This window comes from Nonomuraea sp. NPDC050733, assembly GCF_040654215.1.
GTDB lineage: Bacteria > Actinomycetota > Actinomycetes > Streptosporangiales > Streptosporangiaceae > Nonomuraea.
This window is the reverse complement of record NZ_JBFAHO010000003.1, coordinates 216,676-239,433: the sequence shown is the minus strand read 5'-3', so window position 1 is coordinate 239,433 and position 22,758 is coordinate 216,676. Positions and strand designations below refer to the sequence as shown.

18 protein-coding genes are annotated in these 22,758 nt (G+C 74.6%); 9 read left to right on the top strand and 9 right to left on the bottom strand.

Annotated features, from left to right (window positions below; genetic code table 11):
• Positions 1-52: 52 nt before the first annotated feature.
• The gene (locus AB0H64_RS07825) at positions 53-3,148 is read right to left on the bottom strand and encodes a tetratricopeptide repeat protein (RefSeq protein WP_357621319.1); all 3,096 of its coding nucleotides are present in this window, start codon (positions 3,146-3,148) and stop codon (positions 53-55) included.
• Between the two features lie 207 nt (positions 3,149-3,355).
• Between AB0H64_RS07825 and AB0H64_RS07820 the strand changes: the two genes are divergently transcribed.
• From AB0H64_RS07820 to AB0H64_RS07805, 4 genes are all read left to right on the top strand, one after another.
• Positions 3,356-4,177 carry an AfsR/SARP family transcriptional regulator gene (locus tag AB0H64_RS07820; protein ID WP_357621316.1) on the top strand — a complete coding sequence of 274 codons (822 nt, stop codon included), beginning with the start codon at positions 3,356-3,358 and terminating at the stop codon, positions 4,175-4,177.
• 64 nt (positions 4,178-4,241) lie between these two features.
• A complete protein-coding gene (locus AB0H64_RS07815) occupies positions 4,242-5,204 on the top strand; it encodes a hypothetical protein (protein ID WP_357621313.1) in 963 nt (320 codons plus the stop codon).
• Between the two features lie 69 nt (positions 5,205-5,273).
• Positions 5,274-6,341 (top strand): UDP-N-acetylmuramate dehydrogenase, encoded by a 1,068-nt coding sequence (locus AB0H64_RS07810; protein WP_357621310.1) that lies wholly within the window; start codon positions 5,274-5,276, stop codon positions 6,339-6,341.
• Positions 6,342-6,582: 241 nt separating this feature from the next.
• Positions 6,583-7,149 (top strand): TMEM165/GDT1 family protein, encoded by a 567-nt coding sequence (locus AB0H64_RS07805; protein ID WP_357621307.1) that lies wholly within the window; start codon positions 6,583-6,585, stop codon positions 7,147-7,149.
• 7 nt (positions 7,150-7,156) lie between these two features.
• Here AB0H64_RS07805 and AB0H64_RS07800 read toward each other — a convergent pair whose 3' ends face one another.
• Both AB0H64_RS07800 and AB0H64_RS07795 read right to left on the bottom strand, forming a co-directional pair.
• Complete coding sequence (locus AB0H64_RS07800; RefSeq protein ID WP_357621304.1) at positions 7,157-10,033, bottom strand: AAA family ATPase; 2,877 nt, start codon at positions 10,031-10,033, stop codon at positions 7,157-7,159.
• Between the two features lie 119 nt (positions 10,034-10,152).
• On the bottom strand, positions 10,153-10,299 hold the full coding sequence (locus AB0H64_RS07795) for a hypothetical protein (RefSeq protein WP_357621301.1): 147 nt from the start codon (positions 10,297-10,299) through the stop codon (positions 10,153-10,155).
• A gap of 286 nt (positions 10,300-10,585) precedes the next feature.
• On the opposite strand from AB0H64_RS07795, the gene deoC reads away from it, so the two are divergent.
• The 5 genes from deoC (at position 10,586) to AB0H64_RS07770 (ending at position 14,998) form a co-directional block, all read left to right on the top strand.
• Entirely contained in the window at positions 10,586-11,515 is a 930-nt protein-coding gene (gene deoC / locus AB0H64_RS07790; protein ID WP_357621298.1) for a deoxyribose-phosphate aldolase, read from the top strand.
• Between the two features lie 8 nt (positions 11,516-11,523).
• Positions 11,524-12,948 carry an aldehyde dehydrogenase family protein gene (locus tag AB0H64_RS07785; protein WP_357622147.1) on the top strand — a complete coding sequence of 475 codons (1,425 nt, stop codon included), beginning with the start codon at positions 11,524-11,526 and terminating at the stop codon, positions 12,946-12,948.
• On the top strand, positions 12,938-13,135 hold the full coding sequence (locus AB0H64_RS07780) for a hypothetical protein (RefSeq protein ID WP_310707047.1): 198 nt from the start codon (positions 12,938-12,940) through the stop codon (positions 13,133-13,135). The genes AB0H64_RS07785 and AB0H64_RS07780 overlap by 11 nt, the downstream gene beginning before the upstream one ends.
• Positions 13,128-13,979 carry an aldehyde dehydrogenase family protein gene (locus tag AB0H64_RS07775; protein ID WP_357621295.1) on the top strand — a complete coding sequence of 284 codons (852 nt, stop codon included), beginning with the start codon at positions 13,128-13,130 and terminating at the stop codon, positions 13,977-13,979. The genes AB0H64_RS07780 and AB0H64_RS07775 overlap by 8 nt, the downstream gene beginning before the upstream one ends.
• Before the next feature lie 122 nt (positions 13,980-14,101).
• Positions 14,102-14,998, top strand: coding sequence for a LysR family transcriptional regulator (locus AB0H64_RS07770; protein ID WP_357621292.1), 897 nt, complete (start codon positions 14,102-14,104; stop codon positions 14,996-14,998).
• Here AB0H64_RS07770 and AB0H64_RS07765 read toward each other — a convergent pair.
• From AB0H64_RS07765 to AB0H64_RS07740, 6 genes are all read right to left on the bottom strand, one after another.
• Positions 14,995-16,431 (bottom strand): alpha/beta hydrolase, encoded by a 1,437-nt coding sequence (locus tag AB0H64_RS07765; protein WP_357621289.1) that lies wholly within the window; start codon positions 16,429-16,431, stop codon positions 14,995-14,997. The genes AB0H64_RS07770 and AB0H64_RS07765 overlap by 4 nt on opposite strands.
• 133 nt (positions 16,432-16,564) lie before the next feature.
• Complete coding sequence (locus tag AB0H64_RS07760; RefSeq protein WP_357621286.1) at positions 16,565-18,019, bottom strand: amidase; 1,455 nt, start codon at positions 18,017-18,019, stop codon at positions 16,565-16,567.
• A 57-nt stretch (positions 18,020-18,076) separates the two neighbouring features.
• Positions 18,077-18,793 (bottom strand): hypothetical protein, encoded by a 717-nt coding sequence (locus tag AB0H64_RS07755; RefSeq protein ID WP_357621282.1) that lies wholly within the window; start codon positions 18,791-18,793, stop codon positions 18,077-18,079.
• Entirely contained in the window at positions 18,790-21,324 is a 2,535-nt protein-coding gene (hrpB, locus tag AB0H64_RS07750; protein ID WP_357621279.1) for an ATP-dependent helicase HrpB, read from the bottom strand. Before hrpB ends, AB0H64_RS07755 begins: the two co-directional genes overlap by 4 nt.
• Positions 21,311-21,670 (bottom strand): metalloregulator ArsR/SmtB family transcription factor, encoded by a 360-nt coding sequence (locus tag AB0H64_RS07745; protein WP_357621276.1) that lies wholly within the window; start codon positions 21,668-21,670, stop codon positions 21,311-21,313. Before AB0H64_RS07745 ends, hrpB begins: the two co-directional genes overlap by 14 nt.
• Before the next feature lie 117 nt (positions 21,671-21,787).
• Positions 21,788-22,663 (bottom strand): TIGR03620 family F420-dependent LLM class oxidoreductase, encoded by an 876-nt coding sequence (locus tag AB0H64_RS07740; RefSeq protein WP_357621273.1) that lies wholly within the window; start codon positions 22,661-22,663, stop codon positions 21,788-21,790.
• Between the last annotated feature and the right edge of the window lie 95 nt (positions 22,664-22,758).

Sequence of the window (22,758 nt, the reverse complement as noted above, 5' to 3'; positions counted from 1 at the left end):
TCAGGACGCGGTCGTGCGTCGAGCCGGTCGGCGGCTGACCGCGAGGATGCGGTCAGCCGGTCACGCCCAGCTCGTCGAAGAGCCGCTCGGCCGTCACCAGATGGTGCCGGGCGGCCTCGGCGTCGCCCCGGGCCGCATGGGCCTCGGCCAGCTCCTGGTGGGTCTCCGCCAGCCCTTTGCGGTCCCCGATGCCGTCCCGGATGCGCAGAGCCTCGGCGTAGTGCGCCAGCGCCTCCTCCTCCCGGCCGAGCCGGTGGTAGAGGCCCGCGAGGTCGTTGGCCACCTGCCCCTCGCCCCTGCGGTCGCCCGTCGCGCGGTGCAGGGCCAGCGCCTGCCGCAGGTGCCCGAGCGCCGCGGCGTGCCGCCCCAGGGCGACCTCGGCCAGGCCGATGTTGTTGAGCGCGCGGGCCTCGCCCTTGCGGCTGCCCGCCGCCCGGCGCAGGTGCAGCGCCTCTCGGAACAACTCCAGCGCCTGGGCGGGCCGGCCCTGGGCGTTGCGTACGACGCCCAGGTTGTTGAGGGTGTTCGCCTGGCCGTGGACGTCACCGGTGCCACGGTGGACCGCCAGCGCCCGCTCGTAGCAGGTGACGGCCTCCTCCAGGCGGCCGAGGTGCCGCAGCACGATGCCGGTGAGGTTGAGCGTCCGGCCCACGGCGTCGTCGTCGCCCGACCTCTCCAGGAGCCGCCAGGCCTCGTCCAGCTCGGCCAGCGCGGCGTCGTACCGGCCGAGCAGCCACGAGACGGCGCCGATGCTGCGCAGCGCGACGCCGGCACCATGCGCGTCCCCGAGCCGCCGGTGGATCTCGAGCGCCCCGCGGTGCTCGGCCAGGGCCTCCGGGTAGCGGCCCAGGTGCTCGAACACGGTGCCGAGGTCGCCGCGGGCGGCGGCCTCCTCGCGGCTCCTTCCCGCCCGCCCCGCGGCGGTGGCGGCCAGGGCGTGCAGCTCGGCGGCGTCGATCAGGCGGTGGCGCAGCCGCAGCGGCTCGGCGAGCGCGGCGGGCAGCCGCCAGGCGGCGTCGAGGCCCTGCTCCGCGGCATGGCGAGTGGCGGCGAGCACGTTCTCGTGCTCGTCGTCGAGCGCGAGCGGGTCGCGGAGCGTGACGTACCACTCCAGCAGCCTCCTCAGCGCCTCCTGCCGCGTGTGCGGGGCGTCCTCGGTCTCGGCCCGGTGACGGGCGTAGTCGCGGAGGAGGTCGTGGAAGCGGTAACGCTCCTCGCTCAGCCGGCCGCGACGGCACTGGAGCAGGCTCGCGGCGCGCAACGCGTCCAGCCGGGCACGGGCCTCGGCGGCGGAGACGCCGAGCATCGCGGCCGCGGCCGGGGCGGTGAAGTCGCCGCCGGGGACCAGCCCGAGGCGGCGGAACGCGACCCGGTCGGGCTCGGCCAGCGCCTCGTGCGACAGGTCGAACGCGGCCATGACGGCGGCGGCCGGGGCGTCGCCGAGGCGCAACGCGGCGAGCCGTCCCCGCTCGGCGAGGTCGGCCAGGTAGGTGCGGATCGGCCGGTGGGGATGGCCGGCCAGATGGGCGCCGGCGATCCGCAGAGCCAGCGGCAGCCGCCCGCACTGACGGGCCAGCTCGGCCACGGCCTCCGGCTCGTCGGCGGCGCGGGGGCCGACGACCGCGGCCAGCAGCGCCACGGCCTGCGGCTCGGTCAGGACGTCCAGCTCGACGGTCGTGACCGCGTGGCGAAGGGCCAGCCCGGAGAGCCGGCCGCGGCTGGTGACCAGTGCCAGGCTGCCGCCGGTGCCCGGCAGGAGCGGCTCCACCTGTGCGGGGTCGCGGGCGTTGTCGAGCACGACGAGCACGCGCCGGTCGGCGAGCAGGGACCGGTAGGCGGCGGCGAGCTCGTCCTCCCCGGCCGGGACGCGCTCCGGCGGCATGCCGAGGGCGCGCACGAATCGGTCCAGCGCCTCCCGTGGCGTGACGGCCTCCCGCGGCCGGTGCCCGCGCAGGTCGATGAAGAGCCGCCCGCCGGGGAAACGCCCGGCCATCCGGTGCGCCCAGTGGACGGCGAGCGCGGACTTGCCCACGCCGGGCATGCCGCTGACCACGACCACGGTCTCGCGCCCGGCCGACGAGCGCCCGAGGTCGGCTGGCGAGCGCCCGAGGTCGGCCGATGAGCGTCCGTGGTCGGCTGGCGGGCGTCCGTGGTCGGCCGGTGAGCGGCTGCCGAGGGCCGGCAGCGGGTCCTCGCCCTCGGCGGGCGCCGTCTCGTTCCCGCCCTCGGCGAACGCGGTCAGCTCGCGCAGGGCGGCGCGGTGGCCGGTGAAGTACGCCAGATCGGGCGGCAGCCCCTGGGGCGCCCCGCCCGCCTCCACCCCGGCCTCCCCGTCACCGCCGTCCCGGGAGCCGCCGTCCCCGGAGCCGCCGGCGGCGGCCCTGGAGCGGCGCCGGAGGATCGTCTCCTGGAGCAGGCGCAGCTCCGGCCCCGGGTCCAGCCGCAGCTCCTCGGCGAGCACGCGGCGCGCCTCCTCGTAGGCGGCCAGTGCCTCCCGCGGCTGTCCCGACCGGTCCAGCGCCAGGATCAGCCGTTCCCACAGGGACTCGCGCAGCGGGTGCTCGGCCAGCATCCCTCGCAGTTCCCCGGCCGCCTGGGCGTGCCGGCCGAGCCCGGCGAGCACGTCGGCGTACTCCTCGACGACCGCTGGCCGCAGCCCGTCGAGCCGCGCCCGCTCGGCCGTCACGATCGGCGAGTCCGGCACGTCGGCGAGGGCCTCCGCCCGCCACAGCCCCAGGGCCTCACGGAACAGTCCCGCCGCGCGTTCGAGCCGTCCTTCCCCGGCGAGCTCACGCGCCCGTACGGCGTGCCGCTCGAAGACGCGGGCGTCGAGCGTCGCGCCGGCCGGCTCCAGCCGGTAGCCGCCCGGCTCCCTGACCAGCCCGGTCAGGCCCTTGCCGCGCAGCCGGGAGAGCAGGGAGTGCAGTGTGCCGTCCGCGCTGCGCGGAGGCTCCGCTCCCCACAGCTCGTCGACCAGTCTCTCCGCCGGCAAGGGCCGCCCCGCCCTGATCAGCAGAACGGCCAGCAGCCCCCGCTGCTTCGGCGCGGTCAGCGGCACGGGAGAGCCCTCGCGCCGGAACTCCAGGGGCCCGAGAATCCGGAACTCCAGGCATCCCTCCGCACCCGCCAAGCCCGTCGAACCCGTCAAGCCTGTCAAGCCTCCTCGTACCTGGCGAAGTAACCGGCGAAGCAATCGGCGAAGTCCCCGGCGAAGCAGCCGGCGGAGACACCCGGCGAAGCCGCCCCATGCGCGCAAGGTCCGCGCAAGCGCGGCGTGGCAGTCTAGATCGAGATCCGCTCCGCCCGATAGCACAGATGTGGCCTGTCCTTTTCAGCAGGAGCTCAGGAGGAGTCATTGCCCCCGACGTCCCAGGGAGTCCGTCTCGGCCTGCTCGGCCCGCTGCAGGTCCTCCGCGGTGACGGCGCGGTGGCCGTCACCGCGCCCAAGCACCGCGCCGTCCTTGCCATCCTCGCGATCAACGCCGGCCGTCCCGTCTCGGCGGACCGGATCGCCGAGGAGCTGTGGCAGGGCTCGGAGCCGAAGTTCGCGCGCAAGACGCTCCAGGGGTACGTGTGGCGGCTGCGCCGGCTGCTCGGCGACGACCTGCGCACGCGGCAGGGCTCGTACGAGCTGAGCGTGACCTCGGAGGAGACGGACGCCGCCCGCTTCGAGCGGCTGCTCGAGGACGGCCGGCGTGCCGTCCGGGACCGGCAGCTGACGCAGGCCCGCGCGCGGCTGGAGGCGGCGCTGACCTTGTGGCGCGGGCCCGCGCTGGCCGACGTCCCCGCCACCCCGATGGTCCGGGCGCACGCCGGCCGCCTGGAGGAGGCTCGGCTGATGGCCGTGGAGGCGGTCCTGCGGACCGACGTCGACCTCGGCCGGCCCGCGGCGGCCATCCCGGAGCTGCGGGAGCTCACCCTGACGTACCCGGCCCGCGAGCCGCTGCACGCGCTGCTCATGCTGGCGCTGTACCGCGCGGGCCGCCCGGCGGAGGCGTTGTCGGCGTACGGCGTGCTCCGCGCGACGCTGATCGCCGACCACGGCCTGGAGCCCGGCAGGCCCGTCCAGGAGCTCCACCGCCGCATCCTGGCCGCCGACCCGGACCTCGACCGGGCCGACGCGCGTCCGGACGCGGATCAGCGGAGCGAGTCGATAGGGCGGGTGGCTTCGGGGTAGCGGTGTGGACATGACCGAAGCTCCGCACCACGTCACAGTCTGGCCAACGGTCCGTTCGATCCCCGTGTCCGCCGTGACCGACGGCACGCCGTCGCGCCGCCTGCGTCCCCCGAGGCCGCAGGACATCGCGGGCGGCACGGGCACCGGCCGCGACACCGCGGGCGGCGCGGGCCCGGGCGGCGCGGGCCAGAGCCCCGCCGACGGGCCGGCCGGAACCGCTGAGACGGTAGCCACCGGAGTCGGCACGGGCAGGGCGCGTCCCGCCGGGGCGGGCGCGCGCGGCAACCCCGCCGCGGAGTTCGGCTTCTCCGGAGACCCGGCCCAGCACGGCGACCCCGGCGACGACCTCCTCCACGCCCAGCGCGTCTGGGACGGCTCGCTGGCCGTCAACCGCCTGGACGACCTCGGCGTCAACGCCGAGCGGCAGCGGGTGCGCACCGAGGACATCACGACCACCGTCGGCGTCGTGGTCGACGGGAACCCCGAGGACACGCGCCGGACGCTGCGGTCGGTGGTCGACCACACCGCCGCGCACGTCCTGGCCCTCGACCTCGGCGACGTGGACGGCGCCGGAGCGGTGCTGGACGAGCTGGCCGGCCGCCACCCGGAGCGCTTCACGGTCTGGCACGTCGAGGAGAAGCCCGCCTGGCGGGGCGGCACGGCCACGTGGGGGGAGTGCCGGGCCAAGCTGCTGCGGCTGGACACGGCCGAGGTGCACGTCGTGGTGGACAGCTCCGTCGTGCTGGACGGCGACGCGATCACGCCTCTCGTCGCGGCGATCGACGACGGCGCGGTGGCGGCCGGGTGGACGGGCCTGGAGCAGGACGGCGGCGCCTGGCGCGAGAGCGGCCCGGGAGAGGTCGCGCGGGAGGTCTCCGCGCTCGGCGGCGACCTGCTGGCGGTACGCAGGTCGGCGGCCCTCGGCGACGCGCCCGAGGACGCGCGGGACGGCTCGGAGCTGTCCCGGGCGCTGCGCGGCGTCCAGGTGGTCCCCGGTGACCGCCTCCCGGTGCGCCGCCAGCGCTGACGAGCCTCCCGATCCCGTCGATGAGGAGAGACCCCGGAGCGGTCCGGGCATCTCCTAAGCTTGGGGCTCATGGAGATGCTCGCGCCGTACACCACGCTGGGCCTGGGCGGCCCCGCCCGCCGCTTCGTCGAGGCAGCCACCGCTGAGCAGCTGGTCTCCGAGGTGGCCGAGGCCGACCGGACGGGCGAGCCGGTGCTCGTGCTCGGCGGCGGCAGCAACGTCGTGGTGGCCGACGACGGCTTCGACGGCCTGGTCGTGAAGGTCGCCTCCGAGGGCCTGTCGGTCTCGCGCGACGGCGAGCAGGTGGTCGTCACGGTCGAGGCGGGCGAGAGCTGGGAGCCGCTGGTCGCCCGCGCCGTGGCGGAGGGCTGGGCCGGCGTCGAGTGCCTGTCGGGTGTCCCCGGCCTGGTCGGCGCCACCCCCATCCAGAACGTCGGCGCGTACGGCCAGGAGGTCTCCCAGACCATCAGGTGCGTACGCGCCTATGACCGCCGCACCCGTCACGTCGTCGACCTGGAGGCGCGCCAGTGCGGCTTCTCCTACCGCGACAGCGCGTTCAAGCGCGACCTCGGGCGGCACGTGGTGCTCGCGGTGACCTACGCCCTGGACGTGTCCGGGCTGTCGGCGCCCATCGCGTACAAGGAGCTGGCCGGGCGGCTCGGCGTCGAGCCCGGCGAGCGGGTGCCGCTGGCGGACGCCCGTGAGGCCGTGCTGGAGCTCCGGCGCTCCAAGGGCATGGTGATCGACCCGGCCGACCCCGACACCCGCAGCGCGGGCTCGTTCTTCACCAACCCGGTGCTGAGCCGGGAGGAGGCGGAGGAGCTGGAGACCCGCGCGCCCGGTCACCCGCGCTGGGACCTGCCGGACGGCTCCGTCAAGATCCCCGCCGCCTGGCTGATCGAGCAGGCGGGCTTCGCCAAGGGCTACTCCCGCGGCCCGGCCCGCATCTCCACCAAGCACACGCTGGCGCTGACCAACCCCGAGGGCGAGGCGACGGCGGCCGACCTGCTGGCGCTGGCCGGCGAGGTGCGCGACGGGGTGCGGGAGAAGTTCGGGGTGACGCTGGTCAACGAGCCGGTGCTGGTCGGCTGCGAGCTGGACCCCGGGCAGCCGCCCGTGGCCGGGGCCCCGGAATAGGGCACACCCGGAGGCTTGTTACAGTTCTCCGGAAACACACCGAGGGGGAGTAGTCCCAATCGCGTGATCGACACACTGGCGCCGCGGCGCCCGGTCACGCGGGCCTGAGACGGGCGGACGAGACCTTCGGCCTGGCAGTCGTGGACATGTACGTCATGGACGAAGACGCTGCCGGGCCGGAGTCATGCCCGGATCTCCCCCGGGCGGCCCGCTCACGGTCCGGCCGCGCGGAAGAGGACCGTTGGAAGCGTTCTGGATCAGTCTCGCCGTCATCTTCGTGGCGGAGCTGGGTGACAAGAGCCAGCTCATGGCGATGACGTTCGCCACCCGTTTCAAGTTCTGGCCGGTGCTGGCCGGCATCACCCTGGCGACGGCCGTCGTCCACCTGTTCAGCGTGGCCGTCGGCGGGCTGGTGGGCGACGCGCTGCCCACCACCGCCATCTCCGTGGTTGCGGGCATCGCGTTCCTCGGGTTCGCGCTCTGGACGCTCAGGGGTGACGAGCTCTCCGAGGAGGAGTCGAACAAGGCGCAGCGCACCACCCGCAACGCGCTCGTCGCCGTCACCGTGGCGTTCTTCCTGAGCGAGCTGGGCGACAAGACCATGCTGGCGACGATCACGCTGGCCACGCAGCACGGCTGGCTGGGCACCTGGATCGGCTCCACGGTCGGCATGGTGGCCGCCGACGCGCTGGCCATCGTGGTCGGCCGCATGCTGGGCAAGCACCTGCCGGAGAAGGTCATCAGGTACGGCGCCGCCGCCGCGTTCGCCGTGTTCGGCGTCGTCCTGCTGGTGGAGGCGTTCGTGTGAGGCGTGCCTAGAGCGACAGCAGCGAGAGGCGGTGGGCCGCCGCGGCGGCCTCGCCACGCGTCGTCACCCCGAGCTTGGCCAGGATGTTCGACACGTGCACGCTGACCGTCTTGGCCGAGATGAACAGCTCGCCGGCGATGTCGCGGTTGGTGCGGCCGAGCGCCACCAGCCGCAGCACCTCCAGCTCGCGCGGCGTGAGCAGCTCCGGCGTCATCTGGGCGGGCTGCTGCGGCTGCGGCACGCCGACCCGCCGGGCCAGCGCGTCGATCTCCTCCAGCAGTGGCGCGGCTCGCAGCTCCGCCGCCAGCGGCCGGGCCAGTGCCAGCCGCGACGCGGCGCCGTCACGGTCGCCCGACCGGGCCGCGACCCCCGCGGCCCGCAGGTGCGCCTTGGCCTGGTTGTGCGGGCGGTTGAGCCGCTCCCACGCCGCCGCGGCGGCGTCGAAGTCGCGTGAGTACGACAGCCGGTACGCCCCGGCGACCGGCCCGCTCACCTTCAGCCGGGCGGCGATCTCCGCGGCCTGCTCGCGCACCGCGCGGGCACGGACCGGCTCGGCCTCCTGCATCGCGTCGCAGACCACGCTCAGCAGCGCGAGCAGCCGCCAGCCGAGCATGGCCTTCGGCGACTGGGCGGGCCGGGCCAGCGTGCGCTCGGCGACCGCCAGCGCGGCGTCCGGCTCGCCCCGCAGCAGGTGCCAGCCGATGCGCAGCCGCATGCTGTTGGTGATGTCCTGGACGAAGTCCTCCGGCCGCTCGGTGAGCACGCCGGTCTCGCGCAGGATGCTCTCCACGAGGTCCACCTCGCCGCGGCCGATGGCCACGTCGGCCCGCACCCGCAGCAGGTGGTACCGGTTGCGCAGCACGGGGCCGAGGTTGATCGCGCGCTCGACGGTGTCGAGGGCCTCGTCCCAGCGGCCGATCGCCTCCAGCGTCTCGGCCATGTTGAGCAGACTGAACAGGCCGGACAGCCGGACCCGGCCGTACTTCTTGGCCTGCCGCCAGCCCTCCTCGCCCAGCGCCAGGGCCTCCTGCCAGCGGCCGAGGTCGTTGAGCGTGTCGATGTTGTTGCCGAGCGCGCGGGTGATCACCCGGCCGGAGCCCTCCTCGCGGCCGATCTCCAGCGCGCGCAGGTTGGTGGCGAGCGTGGCCTCGGTGTCGCCCGCGAGCGAGTGGCCGAGCGCCAGGTTGAGCAGCAGCTCCGCCTCCTGGCAGCGGTCGCCGAGCTTCCTGGCCAGGGCCAGGCCCTCCTCGGTGAGCGCGGTGCCCTCCTCGGCGTTGCCGCGCAGCATGAGGTGCTGCGACATCATCACGATGACGTCGACGCGGGCCGAGGTTGGCTCGGGCACGAGGCGCAGCGCGTGGCGGAGCTGCTCCACCACGTCGGTCACCTGCTTGTAGCTCTTGAGCTGGGCCCAGCGCACGGTCAGCCTCGCCACCCGGGCCGGCTCACGCGTCTCGTCCAGCTCGGCCAGCGCCGCCTTGACGAACTTCAGGCCCCGGTCCAGGTCGCCGCTGGCGCGGGCGGCCTCGCCGGCCTGCTCCAGCACCGCGGTGTGGTCGGCGCCGATGCGCTCCTGGGCGTCGGGCACCCGGTCCCACAGCATGAGCACGCGTTCGAGCAGCGGGATGGCCTCGGTGTAGGCGAACGCGTGGAACGACGCGCGGGCCGCCTCCCAGGCGGAGACCAGCGCCCACTCGTCGTCGCGCGCGCCGTACCAGTGGTGGGCCAGCTCGACCTCGGCGCGGCCGGGCGGCACGAGCGTGCGGTCGCGCGAGATCTCCTCGGCGTAGCGGGCGTGCAGCCGCTGGTGCTCGCCGGGCAGCAGCTCGTCGTGCACGGCTTCGCGGATGAGCGAGTGGCGGAAGAGGTAGGCGCGGTTGTCGGCGATCTGCAGCACGTTGCCGGCGATGGCGGGGCGCAGCGCGCTCTCCAGCTCCACGTCGGACAGGCCGCTGACGGCGGCCAGCAGGGCGTGGCCGACGCGGATGCCGCCGGCGGCGGCGATGCGCAGGACCCGCTGGGTCTCCTCGGGCAGCCGCTCGACCGCGCCGAGGATGAGGTCCTGCATCGAGGTCGGGAACGCGCAGTCCACGCCGCAGTCGAGCAGCGCCTCGACGAACAGCGGGATGCCCTCGCTGCGGTCGTAGACCTTCTCCACCTTGTGGTAGGCGGGCGATTGGCCGAGGATGCCGGCCATCTGCTGGGCCACCTCGTCCTTGGACAGGCGGGGCAGGTCGAGCCGGAGGACGCCGTTGACCCGCCCCAGCTCGGCCAGCACCGGGCGCAGCGGGTGCTGCCGGTGCAGGTCGTCGGAGCGGTACGTCATGACGATGAGCACCTGCGGGGCGCTCAGGTTGCGGCACAGGAACGCGATCAGGTCGCGGCTGGACCTGTCGGCCCAGTGGATGTCCTCGATGAGGAGGACGGTCGGGCGGCTCTCGGCCAGCCGCTCCAGGAGCGTGAGGATCTGCTCGAACAGCCGTGCCCGGCCGGTGTCGGTGTCGCCGTCCCCGCTGGGCTCGCCGAACTCGGGCAGCAGCCGGGCGAGGTCGCGCTCTGCGCCCTCGGGCAGCAGCGCCGCCACCCGGGCGCGGCCCTGCTCGCGGACGAGCTGCCGCAGCGCGGCGGTGAACGGCGCGTAGGCCAGGCCCTCGGCCGACAGCTCGACGCACCCGCCGTACAGGATGAGGGCGCCGTCACGGGTGACCTGCTCGGCGAAGCGCTGCGCGAGCCTGGTCTTGCCGACGCCGGCCTCGCCGCCGAGCAGCACGGCCGTCGCGTTGCCCTGCCGGGCCTCCGCGAACGCCTGCGAGAGGGTCGCCAACTCCTCCGCCCGTCCGACGAAGACGGGACTCACCGAACGGCCCAGCATGTCTTCCAGCATGTCATGCCCTTTGATGAGCTTTCGCCGTATTTATGAGGGATTCCCGGAGGGGACGGTTCTTCAGGTGGGCGCAGAGGCCCGGCCGCGAGGGAGGATGCGGCCGGGCTCTCGTGACGTGCTCATGAGGAACGGCGCTTGCCGAAGACCGAGCGGCGCTCGGACTTGTTGCCCTTCTCCGCCTCGCGTACCCGGCGGTGCTGGTCGGCGGCGGCGCGCAGCTCCCGCGCGTGGCTCTTCATCAGCTGGTAGTCCATCTCGGGGTTCATGGTGTCTCCTGACTCAACCCGCTTCTTCCTGACATCTTCAAGATTCGGGCTAAGGCCCACCCCGCCACATCGGGCGGATTCCCTATCTCCGGGGCGGTTCCGGCAGGGGGGTACCTAGGACGTGGCCCCGTACCGCCTTAGACAGCCCTACGCGCACCTCAGAGCCGCCTTACGCCGCACTGGGGGCCCTCTCCTCCGCCCGCCGGACGCGAGTGGCCGGACACCAGGGGAAAGATCCGGTTTGGAGCTGGCCACCCTGGTCGGCGATGCTGTGGAGGTGTCAACTATGACTACTTCGCTCGCGGACGTGGCCGCTTCCGGCGCGACGCTCAGAGCGTTCCTGCACGGCCTGCCCGGTGTGGACCGGGTCGGCGCGGACCAGCGGGCGGCGATGCTGGGCACCCGTTCCATCAAGACGACGGCCAAGGCCCGGGCGATCGATCTGGCCATCTCGATGGTTGACCTGACCACCCTGGAGGGCGCCGACACCCGTGGCAAGGTGCGGGCCATGTGCGTCAAGGCCGTCCACCCCGGCGCCGGGGTCCCCCGTGTGGCGGCCGTCTGCGTCTATCCCGACATGGTTCCCGTGGCCGTGGAGGCCGTGGCCGGCTCGGGCGTGAAGGTGGCCTCCGTGGCCACGGCCTTCCCCAGCGGCCGCTCTTCCCTCGACGTCAAGGTGGCCGACACCGAGCTCGCGGTCGCCGCGGGCGCCGACGAGATCGACATGGTGATCGACCGGGGCGCGTTCCTGTCCGGCGACTACCTCAAGGTGTGGGAGGAGATCGTCGAGGTCAAGGCGGCCTGCGGCGACGCCCACCTCAAGGTCATCCTGGAGACCGGCGAGCTGGCCACCTACGACAACGTGCGGCGCGCCTCGTGGCTCGCGATGCTGGCCGGCGCCGACTTCATCAAGACCTCCACCGGCAAGGTCTCGCCCGCGGCGACGCTGCCGGTGACGCTCGTCATGCTGGAGGCGGTGCGCGACTTCCGCGACCGCACCGGCCGCCAGGTCGGCGTCAAGCCCGCCGGCGGCATCCGCACCACCAAGGACGCCATCAAGAACCTGGTGCTCGTCAACGAGGTCGCCGGCGACGACTGGCTCTCGCCCGACTGGTTCCGCCTGGGCGCCTCGTCGCTGCTCAACGACCTGCTGATGCAGCGCGAGAAGCTGGCCACCGGCCGTTACGCCGGTCCCGACTACTTCACCCTGGACTGAGGATGGCGATGTTCGAGTACGCGCCGGCCCCCGAGTCGCGCGAGGTCGTCGACCTGCGGCCGTCCTACGGCCTGTTCATCGACGGCGAGTTCACCGAGGGCTCCGGCCCCGAGTTCAAGACCGTCAACCCCGCCACCGAGGAGACGCTCGCCGAGGTGGCCTGCGCCTCGGCCGACGACGTGGACCGCGCGGTGCGCGCCGCGCGCAAGGCGTTCGGCGGCTGGAGCGCCCTGCCCGGCTCCGAGCGGGCCAAGTACCTGTTCCGCATCGCGCGGATCATCCAGGAGCGCTCGCGCGAGCTGGCGGTGCTGGAGTCCCTCGACAACGGCAAGCCGATCCGCGAGTCGCGGGACGTGGACCTGCCGCTCGTGGCCGCGCACTTCTTCTACTACGCCGGCTGGGCCGACAAGCTCGCTCACGCCGGGTTCGGGCCGAGCCCGCGCCCGCTCGGGGTGGCCGGCCAGGTCATCCCGTGGAACTTCCCGCTGCTCATGCTGGCCTGGAAGGTCGCCCCGGCGCTGGCCTGCGGCAACACGGTGGTGCTCAAGCCCGCTGAGACGACGCCGCTGACCGCGCTGCTGTTCGCCGAGATCTGCCGCCAGGCCGAGCTGCCGCCCGGCGTGGTCAACATCGTGACCGGCGCGGGCGAGACCGGCGCCGCCGTGGTGGCCCACCCCGAGGTGGACAAGGTGGCCTTCACCGGCTCCACCGAGGTCGGCCGGCTCATCGCGCGGACCGTCGCGGGCACCGGCAAGAAGCTCACGCTGGAGCTCGGCGGCAAGGCCGCCAACATCGTCTTCGACGACGCCGCGATCGACCAGGCCGTCGAGGGCATCGTCAACGGCATCTTCTTCAACCAGGGCCACGTGTGCTGCGCCGGCTCCCGCCTGCTCGTGCAGGAGTCGGTCCAGGAGGAGCTGCTGGCCGCGCTCAAGCGCCGGCTCGGCACGCTGCGGCTCGGCGACCCGCTCGACAAGAACACCGACATCGGCGCGATCAACTCCGCCGAGCAGCTCGCCAAGATCCGCTCGCTCAGCGACATCGGGGAGAGCGAGGGGGCCGAGCGCTGGTCGCCGGCCTGCGACCTGCCCGAGCGCGGCTACTGGTTCCCGCCGACCCTCTTCACCGGCGTGGCCCAGTCCCACCGCATCGCCCAGGAGGAGGTCTTCGGCCCCGTGCTGTCCGTGCTGACCTTCCGCACCCCGGCCGAGGCCGTGGAGAAGGCCAACAACACCCCGTACGGGCTGTCGGCCGGCGTCTGGACCGAGAAGGGCTCGCGCATCCTGTGGATGGCCGAGCGGCTGCGGGCCGGCGTCGTGTGGGCCAACACCTTCAACCGCTTCGACCCCGCCTCTCCGTTCGGCGGCTACAAGGAGTCCGGCTACGGCCGGGAAGGCGGGCTGCACGGGCTGGAGGCGTACCTTGACGTGTGACCACCGCCGCGCCCGCCGCAGGGCGCGCCGTGCCCAGGCCACCCGTGGCCACGCCTACGCCCGCGCCGGGCGGCCCGTACGCACCGGCTGGTACGCCCACCGCTGCGGCGTGAGCCGGTGCGGCCAGGTTTTCGTGCCGGTCGAGATGTCGCAGGAGATCACGTGGAGGGGACGCGGCGATGAGTAGGTTGGCCGTGCGCAAGACCTACAAGCTGTTCATCGGCGGGGCCTTCCCCCGCTCGGAGAGTGGGAGGTCCTACACCGTGACCTCGCCCGACGGCGACTTCCTGGCCAACGCCTCCCGCGCCTCGCGCAAGGACGCCCGCGACGCCGTGGTGGCCGCGCGCAAGGCGTTCCCCGGCTGGTCCGGGGCGACGGCCTACAACCGGGGGCAGATCCTCTACCGGATCGCCGAGATGCTGGAGGGCCGCCGGGCCCAGTTCGCCGACGAGCTGGGCCTCGGCCGCGCGGAGGCGCTCGCGTCGGTGGACGCGGCGGTCGACCGGCTGGTCTGGTACGCGGGATGGTCCGACAAGATCGCCGCCGTGCACGGCACGGCCAACCCGGTGGCGGGGCCGTACTTCAACCTCTCGTCGCCGGAGCCCACCGGCGTGGTCGCGGTCGTTGCGCCGGCCGACCCGCTGCTCGGGCTGGTGTCGGTGGTGGCGCCCGTCGTCGTCACCGGCAACACGTGCGTCGTGGTGGCCTCCGAGCCGTCGCCGCTGGCGTCGATCACGTTCGCTGAGGTGCTGGCCACCTCCGACCTGCCGGGCGGGGTGGTCAACGTCCTCACCGGGCGGCAGGCGGAGCTGGCGCCGTGGCTGGCGGCCCACATGGACGTCAACGGGCTGGACCTGACCGGGGTGGACGACGCCGACCTCGCGCTGCGCTGCGAGCAGGAGGCGGCCGGCAACCTCAAGCGGGTCCTGCGGCCGGCGGCGGAGCCCGTGGACTGGACGGCCGACCCGGGCCTGACCAGGATGACCCGCTTCCTGGAGACCAAGACCGTCTGGCATCCGCTGGGCGTCTGAGCCCCCCGTAGGCCGCTCGTACGTGGTCGGGGGCCGCGTGCTCGCCGGACAGGAAGGTGAGCGCGCGGCCCCCGGTCGAGAAATCAAAGAGATGAATACGCTCCTTGGCATAACATCCAGTTATGGAGCTCCGTCAGCTCGCCTACTTCGTGGCCGTCGTCGAGGAGGCGAGCTTCACCCGGGCCGCCGCCTCCCTGCACGTCGCTCAGCCCGGGGTCAGCGCGCAGATCCGCCAGCTCGAACGGGAGCTGGGCCAGCCGCTGCTCGACCGGTCCGGGCGCACGGTGCGGCTGACCGCGGCGGGCGAGGCCGTGCTGCCCTACGCGCGGGCGGCGCTGCGGGCCGTGGCCGGCGTCCGGCAGGTGGTGGACGAGCTGACCGGGCTGCTGCGGGGGCACGTCGTGATGGGCGCCGTCTCCCTGCCCGGCGTGCTCGACGTGCCGGGGCTGCTGGCCGACTTCCACGACGCCCACCCGGCCGTCGAGATCACCCTCAAGGAGGCCGAACCCGAGACCGTGATCCAGGAGGTGCGGTCCGGGCGGATGGACCTCGGGCTGTTCGGCCTCGGACCGGCCGTGCCGCCGGGGCTGGACGTCCAGATCGTGGCGAGTCAGCCGCTCGTCGCCGCCGTGAGCCTCGACCACGAGCTGGCCGGCCGGCCCGGTGTCGAGCTGGCCGACCTGGAGGGGCGGGTGCTGCTCAGCCTGCCGCCGGGCACCGGGCTGCGGGCCGGCCTGGAGGAGGGGTGCGCGGCGGCGGGGTTCCGGCCCAGGGTGGCGCTGGAGGCCAGCGAGCCGCTGGTGCTCGCCCGGCTCGCCGCCCGGGGCCTGGGCATCGCCGTGCTGCCGGAGACGGCGGTGAGCGCCGCCGAGGGGCTGGTGCACGTCATGGAGCTCACCAAGCCGCGGCTGCGCGGGCGGATGGCGATCGCGTGGCGGTCGGAGGGCGAGGTCAGCCCGGCGGCGCGGGCGCTCATCGGCCATGCCAGGCGGGCGCTGCCCGACCTGGGCCTCGACTAGGGCGCCGGGGCCTGCCGGCAGACGGTCCCGGCCGGGGGAAGCTCGCCCGACGTCAGGTAGTCGTCGATGCGGGCCGTGGCGCAGGCCGCTCTGAGGTAGGAACTGTGCCCGTCGCCGCCGTTCTCGTCGTTCACCAGGAGCCCGGAGCCGTGGATGCGGGACGACAGGCTGCGCGCCCAGGACAGAGGAGTGGCGGGGTCGTGGGTGTTGCCGACCACGAGCACCGGTGGGACGCCGCGGACGTCGAGCGGGCGTTGCGGGTTCGTGGGCCGGACCGGCCAGCCGAGGCAGCCCGCCGTCATGTCCCAGAACTCCGACGTGCCCTTCATGTGGGGGGAGAGCTCACGGACGTGGCCGAGCCTGGCACGCAGGTCGCGGTAGCCGCTGATGCCGTGGGCGATGTCCAGGCACAGGATCGACCGGTAGGCCGCCGTGCTCGCCGGGTCGTCCAGGGCGGATGCCCGGACGGAGGCGAAGATCTGGGCGTCGTCCTTCTCGGCCTGGGCGATGCCGTTGGCCAGGCCCTTGCCGTACTCGGGGAGCTGGTTGAGGAAGACGTAGGCGACGTAGCGCAGCTCCTCGGCGGTCATGGGGCGGCCGCCCTTGACCGGGATGGGCTCGCGCGCGGCCCTGGCCACCAGGTCGTCCCACACCCGCCCCACGTCGCGGCCGTGCAGCGCGCAGGCCGGTGTCCCGGCACACCAGTCCGTGAAGCGTTCGAAGGAGTCCTCGACGGCGACGGAGGCGTCGGCGACGAGCCGCTCCGAGCGGAGGCCGTGGTCGACGGCGCCGTCGAGCGCCATCGTGCGGACCCGGTTCGGGAAGAGCCGCGCGTACTCGGCGCCCAGCATGGTGCCGTAGGACTTGCCGAGGAAGCTGATCTTCGACTCCCCGAGCGCGGCTCTGACCGCGTCGAAGTCGCGGGCGACGCTGGTGGTGTCGATCTGGCGAAGCAGGGGGCCGGTGCCCGACAGGCAGCTCAGGCCGACGGCCCGGTTGTGGGCCACCAGCTCGCGGTACTGGGCGAAGGTCTCGGGGAACTGCGTCACGGCCGGGTCGTGGACGGGCCGCTCGCACCGCACGGCCGAGCTCTCGCCGACGCCCCGCGGGTCGATGCCCACCACGTCGAACCGGCGCAGCAGCTCGTCGCTGACGGCGTACTGGGGGTAGTCGCGCAGCAGCAGCACGGCCTGGGCCCCGGGGCCGCCGGGGTTGAAGAAGAGCGTGCCGAGGCGTTCGCCGGTGGCCTTACGGCGTACGACGGACAGCTTGACCGTGCGGCCGGCGGGGGCGTCCCAGTCGAGCGGGACCTCGACGGTGCCGCACTCCGCCTGCAGCGTGCCACAGGGATGCCAGGAGACGGACGCCGGAGCGGGCGCATGAGCGGGTGTTGGAGGTGACGCCAGGAGAAGCGCCAGGAGGACATGTTTCACAGCACGCCATACTGTCCGCGTGCCGGACCACGGACATCGGCCGTCCGGCCGATCCGGCTCGGCCGTCCGGCCGGAAGGCACCGCGCTTACGCGATGGCGGCCGTCAATCCCGCGCTCCCGGTCCGGGCGGGCGTCACGTGGACATGCCGGGCGGGCGGACCAGCGGGTGGGTGGCTTCGAGCTGGGCGGCCAGGCCGAGGAGCTGCGGCTCGCCACCCGGGGGCGCGACGAGCTGCACGCCGATCGGCAGGCCGCTCGAATGCGTCGCGATCGGCACGGCCAGAGCCGGCCAGCCGCACATGTTCCACGGCCCCGTCGCGGGGGCGAACCTGATGTTGGCCAGCGCGTTCCGGGCGAACCCCCGCGCCCGCCAGCCGCCGGCCGCGGGCGGCACAGTGGCCAGGACGGGCGTGATGAGCACGTCCGCGGTCCCGAACCACTGGTCGGCCGCGTACGCCTGCCAGCGCGCCCGTCCCCGGGCCCCGTCCAGGCTCAGCGCCCGCAGCAGCCGGCCGCCACGGGCCAGCGCCCTGCTGCGACGATCGAGCCCACCGGCCCTCCCCGCCGGCGGGAGGGCATCAGCGGACTCCGCCGCGCGGGTCAGCCAGGTGGCGACCGTGGACGGCCCCAGCCAGAACGGCAGGCGGCGCTCCTGCTCGACCACCGTGTGCCCGGCGACCCGCAGCGTCTCCGCCGCCCCGCGCACCGCCGCCCGGAACTCCCGGTCCATCGGCAGCCCCGCCGGCAGCGGCTGCGGCGCGTACGCGATCCGCAGGTCGAACGGCTCCACCTCGGCCGGCGGCTGGGGCGCGTCCCACACCTCGTCCTCGCCCGCCCACACCGACCGCAGCATCCGGGGCGCCGGCTCCATCCGCCGGCCGGCCCGCCACGACTCGGCCAGCGTGGGATCGGCCGCCAGCACCGACAGCGCCAGCGCCAGGTCCGGTACGCGCGCCGCCAGCGGGCCGTTCTCGCTCAGCCCGTCCCAGTCGTCACCGGGCGCCGGAACGAGCCCCGCGCCGGGCTTGACCGCGTACACGCCGCAGGCGGCCGCCGGGATGCGCAGCGAGCCCATGCCGTCGTTGCCCAGCGCGATCGGCACCATGCCCGCCGCCACGGCCGCGGCGCTGCCCGAGGAGGAGCCGCCGGCCGTACGGGAGAGGTTCCACGGGTTGCGGACGGTGCCGAACACGCTGTCGCCGAACGCGACCAGGCCGAGCTCGGGCAGGTTCGTCAGGCCGACCACGACCGCGCCGGCCGCGCGCAGGCGGGCGACGGCCTCGTGGTCGCGCGGCGAGGGCGAGTCGGCCGTCGCGGCGGAGCCGGCGCGCATGGCCTCGCCCGCGACCTCCAGGTTGTCCTTCACCGCCACCGGCACCCCGGCGAGCGGCAGATCGGCGAGGTCACGGCGCTCGCCCACCGCCCGCGCCTCCTCCACGGCCCGCTTCCTGACCACCCGGAACGCGCCCACCTGGGGGTCGCGCCGGGCGATCAGGTCCAGATGCTCCTCGACGACCGCGGCGGCGCTCACCTCGCCGCGGCGCACGGCGGAGGCGATCTCTCCCGCTGATCTTCCGGCCCACGACATGCCTAGAAGTGTGCAACGTCCGGCGTCCGGTGGCGAGGCCCTTTTCCGGCGGCGCCGTCAGCTCCTGAGCCAGACCCTGAGGGGGCCGGCCGGGGTGAAGCCGTGGCGCTCGGCGGGCGCGGTGTCCGTCTCGTAGCCCACCAGCGGGCGGCCGAACCGTGTCGCCCGGGCGATCGTCCCGGCCCAGGCCGTGTCGTCGTCGCAGCCGTTCGCGAAGACGTTGGACACGCCCGTCGCCTCCCCGCCGACGGTCAGCACGCAGCCGCAGACGATCTCGCCGTCCCGCCGGCCGTACAGGATCGTGACCTCCTCCAGCAGCGACGGCGGGAAGAGCCCGTCCGTCCCGCCGCCGAAGCAGGCGTGCTCCCACTCGCGGAGCTGCGGCGCCGTGCGCACCCGCCGCCAGACGACCTCCCCGGCGTTGCCGGTTCCTTCCGGGGCCGGCATCGGCGGCCGGTGGATCCAGCGCGCCTCGAACAGCACGTGGAAGCCGTGCGGCGTGAGATCCAGCGTGGCGAAGCTGTCCTTGACCGAAGCCCCCGGGCCCGCGTCGATGCCGTCGAGCACGTCGGCCTCGGTGGTGTCCGGGGAGAGGGTGACGGCGTCGGGATAGTACGGCGGGGTCCGGCGCGGGCTCGTCCAGGCGAGGGGTGTGAAACGGCCGGGCACGCCGTGGGCGCGGCACATGGTGTCACACCAGGCCGCGTTGTCGCGGGCCGCTTCGAGCGCGTGGGTCATGGTGTCCTCGTCGCCCGGCCGGCGGGCGCGGGTCATGATCGCCGGTTCGCCCGGCGCGTGGGCGTCGCCGTCAGCGGGTCCTCCGGCCAGGGATGCCGGGGGTAGCGGCCGCGCAGCTCCGCCCGTACGGCGCGGTAGCCGTCGCGCCAGAACGACGCCAGGTCCGCCGTCACCGCCACCGGACGGCCCGCCGGCGAGAGCAGGTGCACCAGCAGCGGCACCCCCGCGACCGCCGGGGCGGCGTCCCAGCCGAACAGCTCCTGGAGCTTGACCGCGAGCACCGGCCGCTCCCCGGAGTAGTCCACGCGCACGCGCGAGCCGCTGGGCACCTCGACGCGCTCCGGCGCGACGGACTCCAGCCGCTCGCTCCACGGAACCAGCCGCAGCAGTGCCGACGCCACGTCGATCCGCTCCAGGTCGGCCCGGCGGCGGGCCCGCGACAGCTCGGGCTCCAGCCACCGATCGGCCAGGTCCACGAGGGCGTCCATGCCCGTCCCGGCCCCGCCCTGGCCGCCCACGTCCGGCCAGGGGTCGCCGGCGGCGCGGTGGCAGAACGCCAGCCGGTCGCGCACTGCCAGCGCCTCCTTCGTCCAGGTGAGGACGTCCTCGGTGCGCAGCCCGTGCAGGAGGGCGGCGCGCACGTCCGCGTCGAGGAGCGGCGCGGACGACAGCTCGATCGCGCCCAGCCGCTCGACGATCCGCGCGGAGACGTCGCCGCGCCGCTCGCCGGGAGGCACGCGCCAGGCGACCTCCTCCTCGAACGTGACCGGGTACGCCAGCCGCGCGATCGCCTCGTCGATCTCCACGGCCTGCCGGACGCGTGCCGACGCCGAGCCCGTGGGACGGTCGGCCACCGCCACGGCCAGCCAGGGGGCGCGGGCCAGCTTCGAGCCCTCGCCGAGGGCGGCGGCCGTGCCGGAGGCCATCAGGTAACCGCCGCCACGCCGCCTGGCGACCCGCTCGGGGAACGCCAGCGCGACGACCAGCCCGGCGAGCGCGTCGTCCGCGGAGACCCCGCCACCGGGTGCCCGGCCCTGAGATGTCCGGTCGTCCTGGGACGTGCGGCCGTCCTGGGACGTCCGGTCGCGGTCGCCGGCGGTGGCGGATCTCGACAGGCGTCCGACCTCCTGGCGCCAGCGGGCGGCGAAGGCGTCGCCGCCGCGGCGGGCCGCCCGCCAGACCTCCACCAGGTCGTCGCCCGCGTCCCGGGGGAGCTGCTCCGACAGGAGGGCGACCACCTCGGCGGCGCGCGGACCGGCGTCGATGAGCGCCCGCGCCAGCCTGGGATGCACGCCCAGCCTGGCCATCCGCCGGCCCCGGGCGGTCACCCGGCCGCCGTCCAGAGCGCCGAGAGTGGTCAGGGTCCGGGCGGCGGCGGTCATCGCGGCGGCCGGCGGCGGGTCGAGCAGCGCCAGCGCCGCCGGGTCGGTCACGCCCCAGCACGCCGCCTGGAGGGCGAATCCGGTCAGGTCGGCGAGCGCGATCTCCGGTCTGGCGTGCTCGGCCAGGCGCTCGTGCTCGGCCTCGGGCCAGCAGCGGTACACGGTGCCGGGGGCCTCGCGGCCTGCCCGGCCGGCGCGCTGGACGGCGGCGGCCTTGGAGACGCGGACGGTGGTGAGGGAGCCGAGGCCGCGGGCGTGGTCGGTACGCGGCTCGCGGGCCAGGCCGGAGTCCACCACGACGCGGACGCCCGGCACGGTCAGGCTCGACTCGGCGACCGAGGTGGCCAGCACGACCCGGCGGCGCGTCCCCGGCGACAGGACGGCGTCCTGCACCCGGGCGGGCGCCTGCCCGTGCACCTGGAGGAGCTCCACGGACGCTCCCCGGTCGTCCGTCACATCGTGCAGCAGGCCGGCCACCCTGCCGATCTCGGCCGTGCCGGGGAGGAAGCAGAGCACGTCCCCCTCCCGCTCGGTCAGTGCCCGCCGTACGACCTGGGCCACGTGGGTGAGCAGCGCCGGGTCGACGCGCAGCCCGTGCGGCGGCGCGACCGGGCGGGCGGGCGGCGCCCACACGGTCTCCACCGGATGCGGCGCACCGGACGCCGCCACGACCGGAGCCCCGCCCAGCAGCCGCGACCAGGGACCGGCGTCGGCCGTCGCGGAGGTGGCCAGCAGGCGCAGGTCGGGGCGGAGCGTCTCACGCACGTCCAGGAGGAAGGCGAGGGCCGTGTCGGCGTCCAGGTGACGCTCGTGGCACTCGTCCAGCACCACGACGTCGGTGCCGGGCAGCTCGGGGTCGCGTTGCAGCCGCTGGAGGAGGAGGCCGGTGGTGACGACCTCGACCATGGGGTTCGCGCCTGTGTGCCGCTCGCCGCGGATCGCGTAGCTCACCCCCATCCGGCGGGCCGCCGCCCGGACGGCGAGCCGCCGCGGCTCGGCCACCAGCACGCGCAGCCCCGCCTCCGCCAGGGCCAGCGGGACGACCGTGGTCTTGCCGCTGCCCGGCGGGGCGGTCAGCACGGCCGTGCCGTGCGTGTCCAGCGCGCTCAGCAGCTCGGGCAGCGCGTGCCGTACGGGCAGCGAGGCTCCGTTCGCCGTCACGGACGCCGGCTCAGGCGCCGTCATGAGGGGCGGGTACGGCGTCAGGTGCGATGGTGACGTCCGTCTGCGCGGCCCGCAGGATGGTGTCGAGGAGGCCGGGGAAGCGGGCGTCGAGGTCCTCCCGGCGCAGGCGCATGTACTTCTGCCGCCCGTCCTGCCGGGTGAGCAGCACGCCGGCCTCGCGCAGGGTCCGGTAGTGGTGTGAGGCCGTGGACTTGTGCACGCCGAGCTCCTCGAGCACACTTGAGCAGTTCTGCTCCGTCTGCGCGGCGAGCCGGACGGCGATCTCCAGGCGCACCGGGTCGGCCAGGGCCCGCAGGACCTCCGTGAGCCGGATGTCCTCCGTCGCCGGGTGCGGTAGCTGGCGCATGGTCAGACCCTATCTCCGTCGCATGGTTTGACAATTATCAAACTATGCGGCGGTTCGATGGGCGTCCAATCGATGCGTACGGATTGATCGCGTGCGAAGGATCAGCGGCTCGGCGGGTCAGGCCGTGGTCAGGCCGCTGCGGGCCAGGACGCGCAGGTGCTCCAGCATGTCGCGGGCGGTGTCGGCGAGCGGCTGGACGCAGACGTGGTCGGCGCCGGCGTCGTGGTGGGCCCGTACCCGCTCGATGATCGTCTCGGGGTCGCCCCACGCCACGACGGCGTCCACCAGCGCGTCGCTGCCGCCGTCGGCGAGGTCCTTGTCGTCCCAGCCGAGCTCGCGCAGGTTGTTCGCGTAGTTGGGCAGGGAGAGGTAGAGCGACATGAAGCGGCGGGCGGTCTGCCGCGCGCGCTGCGGATCGGTGTCGAGCACGACCGTCTGCTCCGGCGCCAGCACGGGATCGGGGCCGAGGGCAGCTCGGGCGCGGGCGGTGTGCTCGGGGGTGACGAAATAGGGGTGAGCGCCCTGGGCCCGCCGCGCGGCGAGCTCCAGCATCCTGGCCCGGAGTGCCGCCAGCAGACGCGGGGCGGGTGCCGGCAAGGGGGCGGCGTACTCCGTCGCGTCCATCGCGTCGAGGTAGTCGCGCATCACCGCGACCGGCTTGCGGTAGTCGTGGCCTCTCATCGACACCGCGGGCGCGTGGCTGACGCCCAGGCCGAGCACGAAGCGGCCGTCGAACGCCTCCGCCAGGGCGTTCGCCCCGTTCGAGGCGGCGGTGGCGTCGCGGGCCCAGATGTTGGCGATGCCGGTGGCGATCAGCATCCGCTGCGTCGCGCCCAGCAGGATCGACGCATGGACCAGCGCCTCCTTGCCGTGCGGAGCCTCGCCGACCCACAGTGCCCCGAAGCCCAGGCTCTCGATCTCGGCGGCGACCTCCCGCTCGAACGCGGCCGGCTCCCCGCCCAGAGCGCCGCTCCAGACCCCTACACGCCCCATGCGCCGCTTCAATGCCGCAACATCGATGCTCGTACCGGCCATCGTGGGATCACCACCTCATCGACACCTGGTCACCGGGTCACATCTGCTCACGA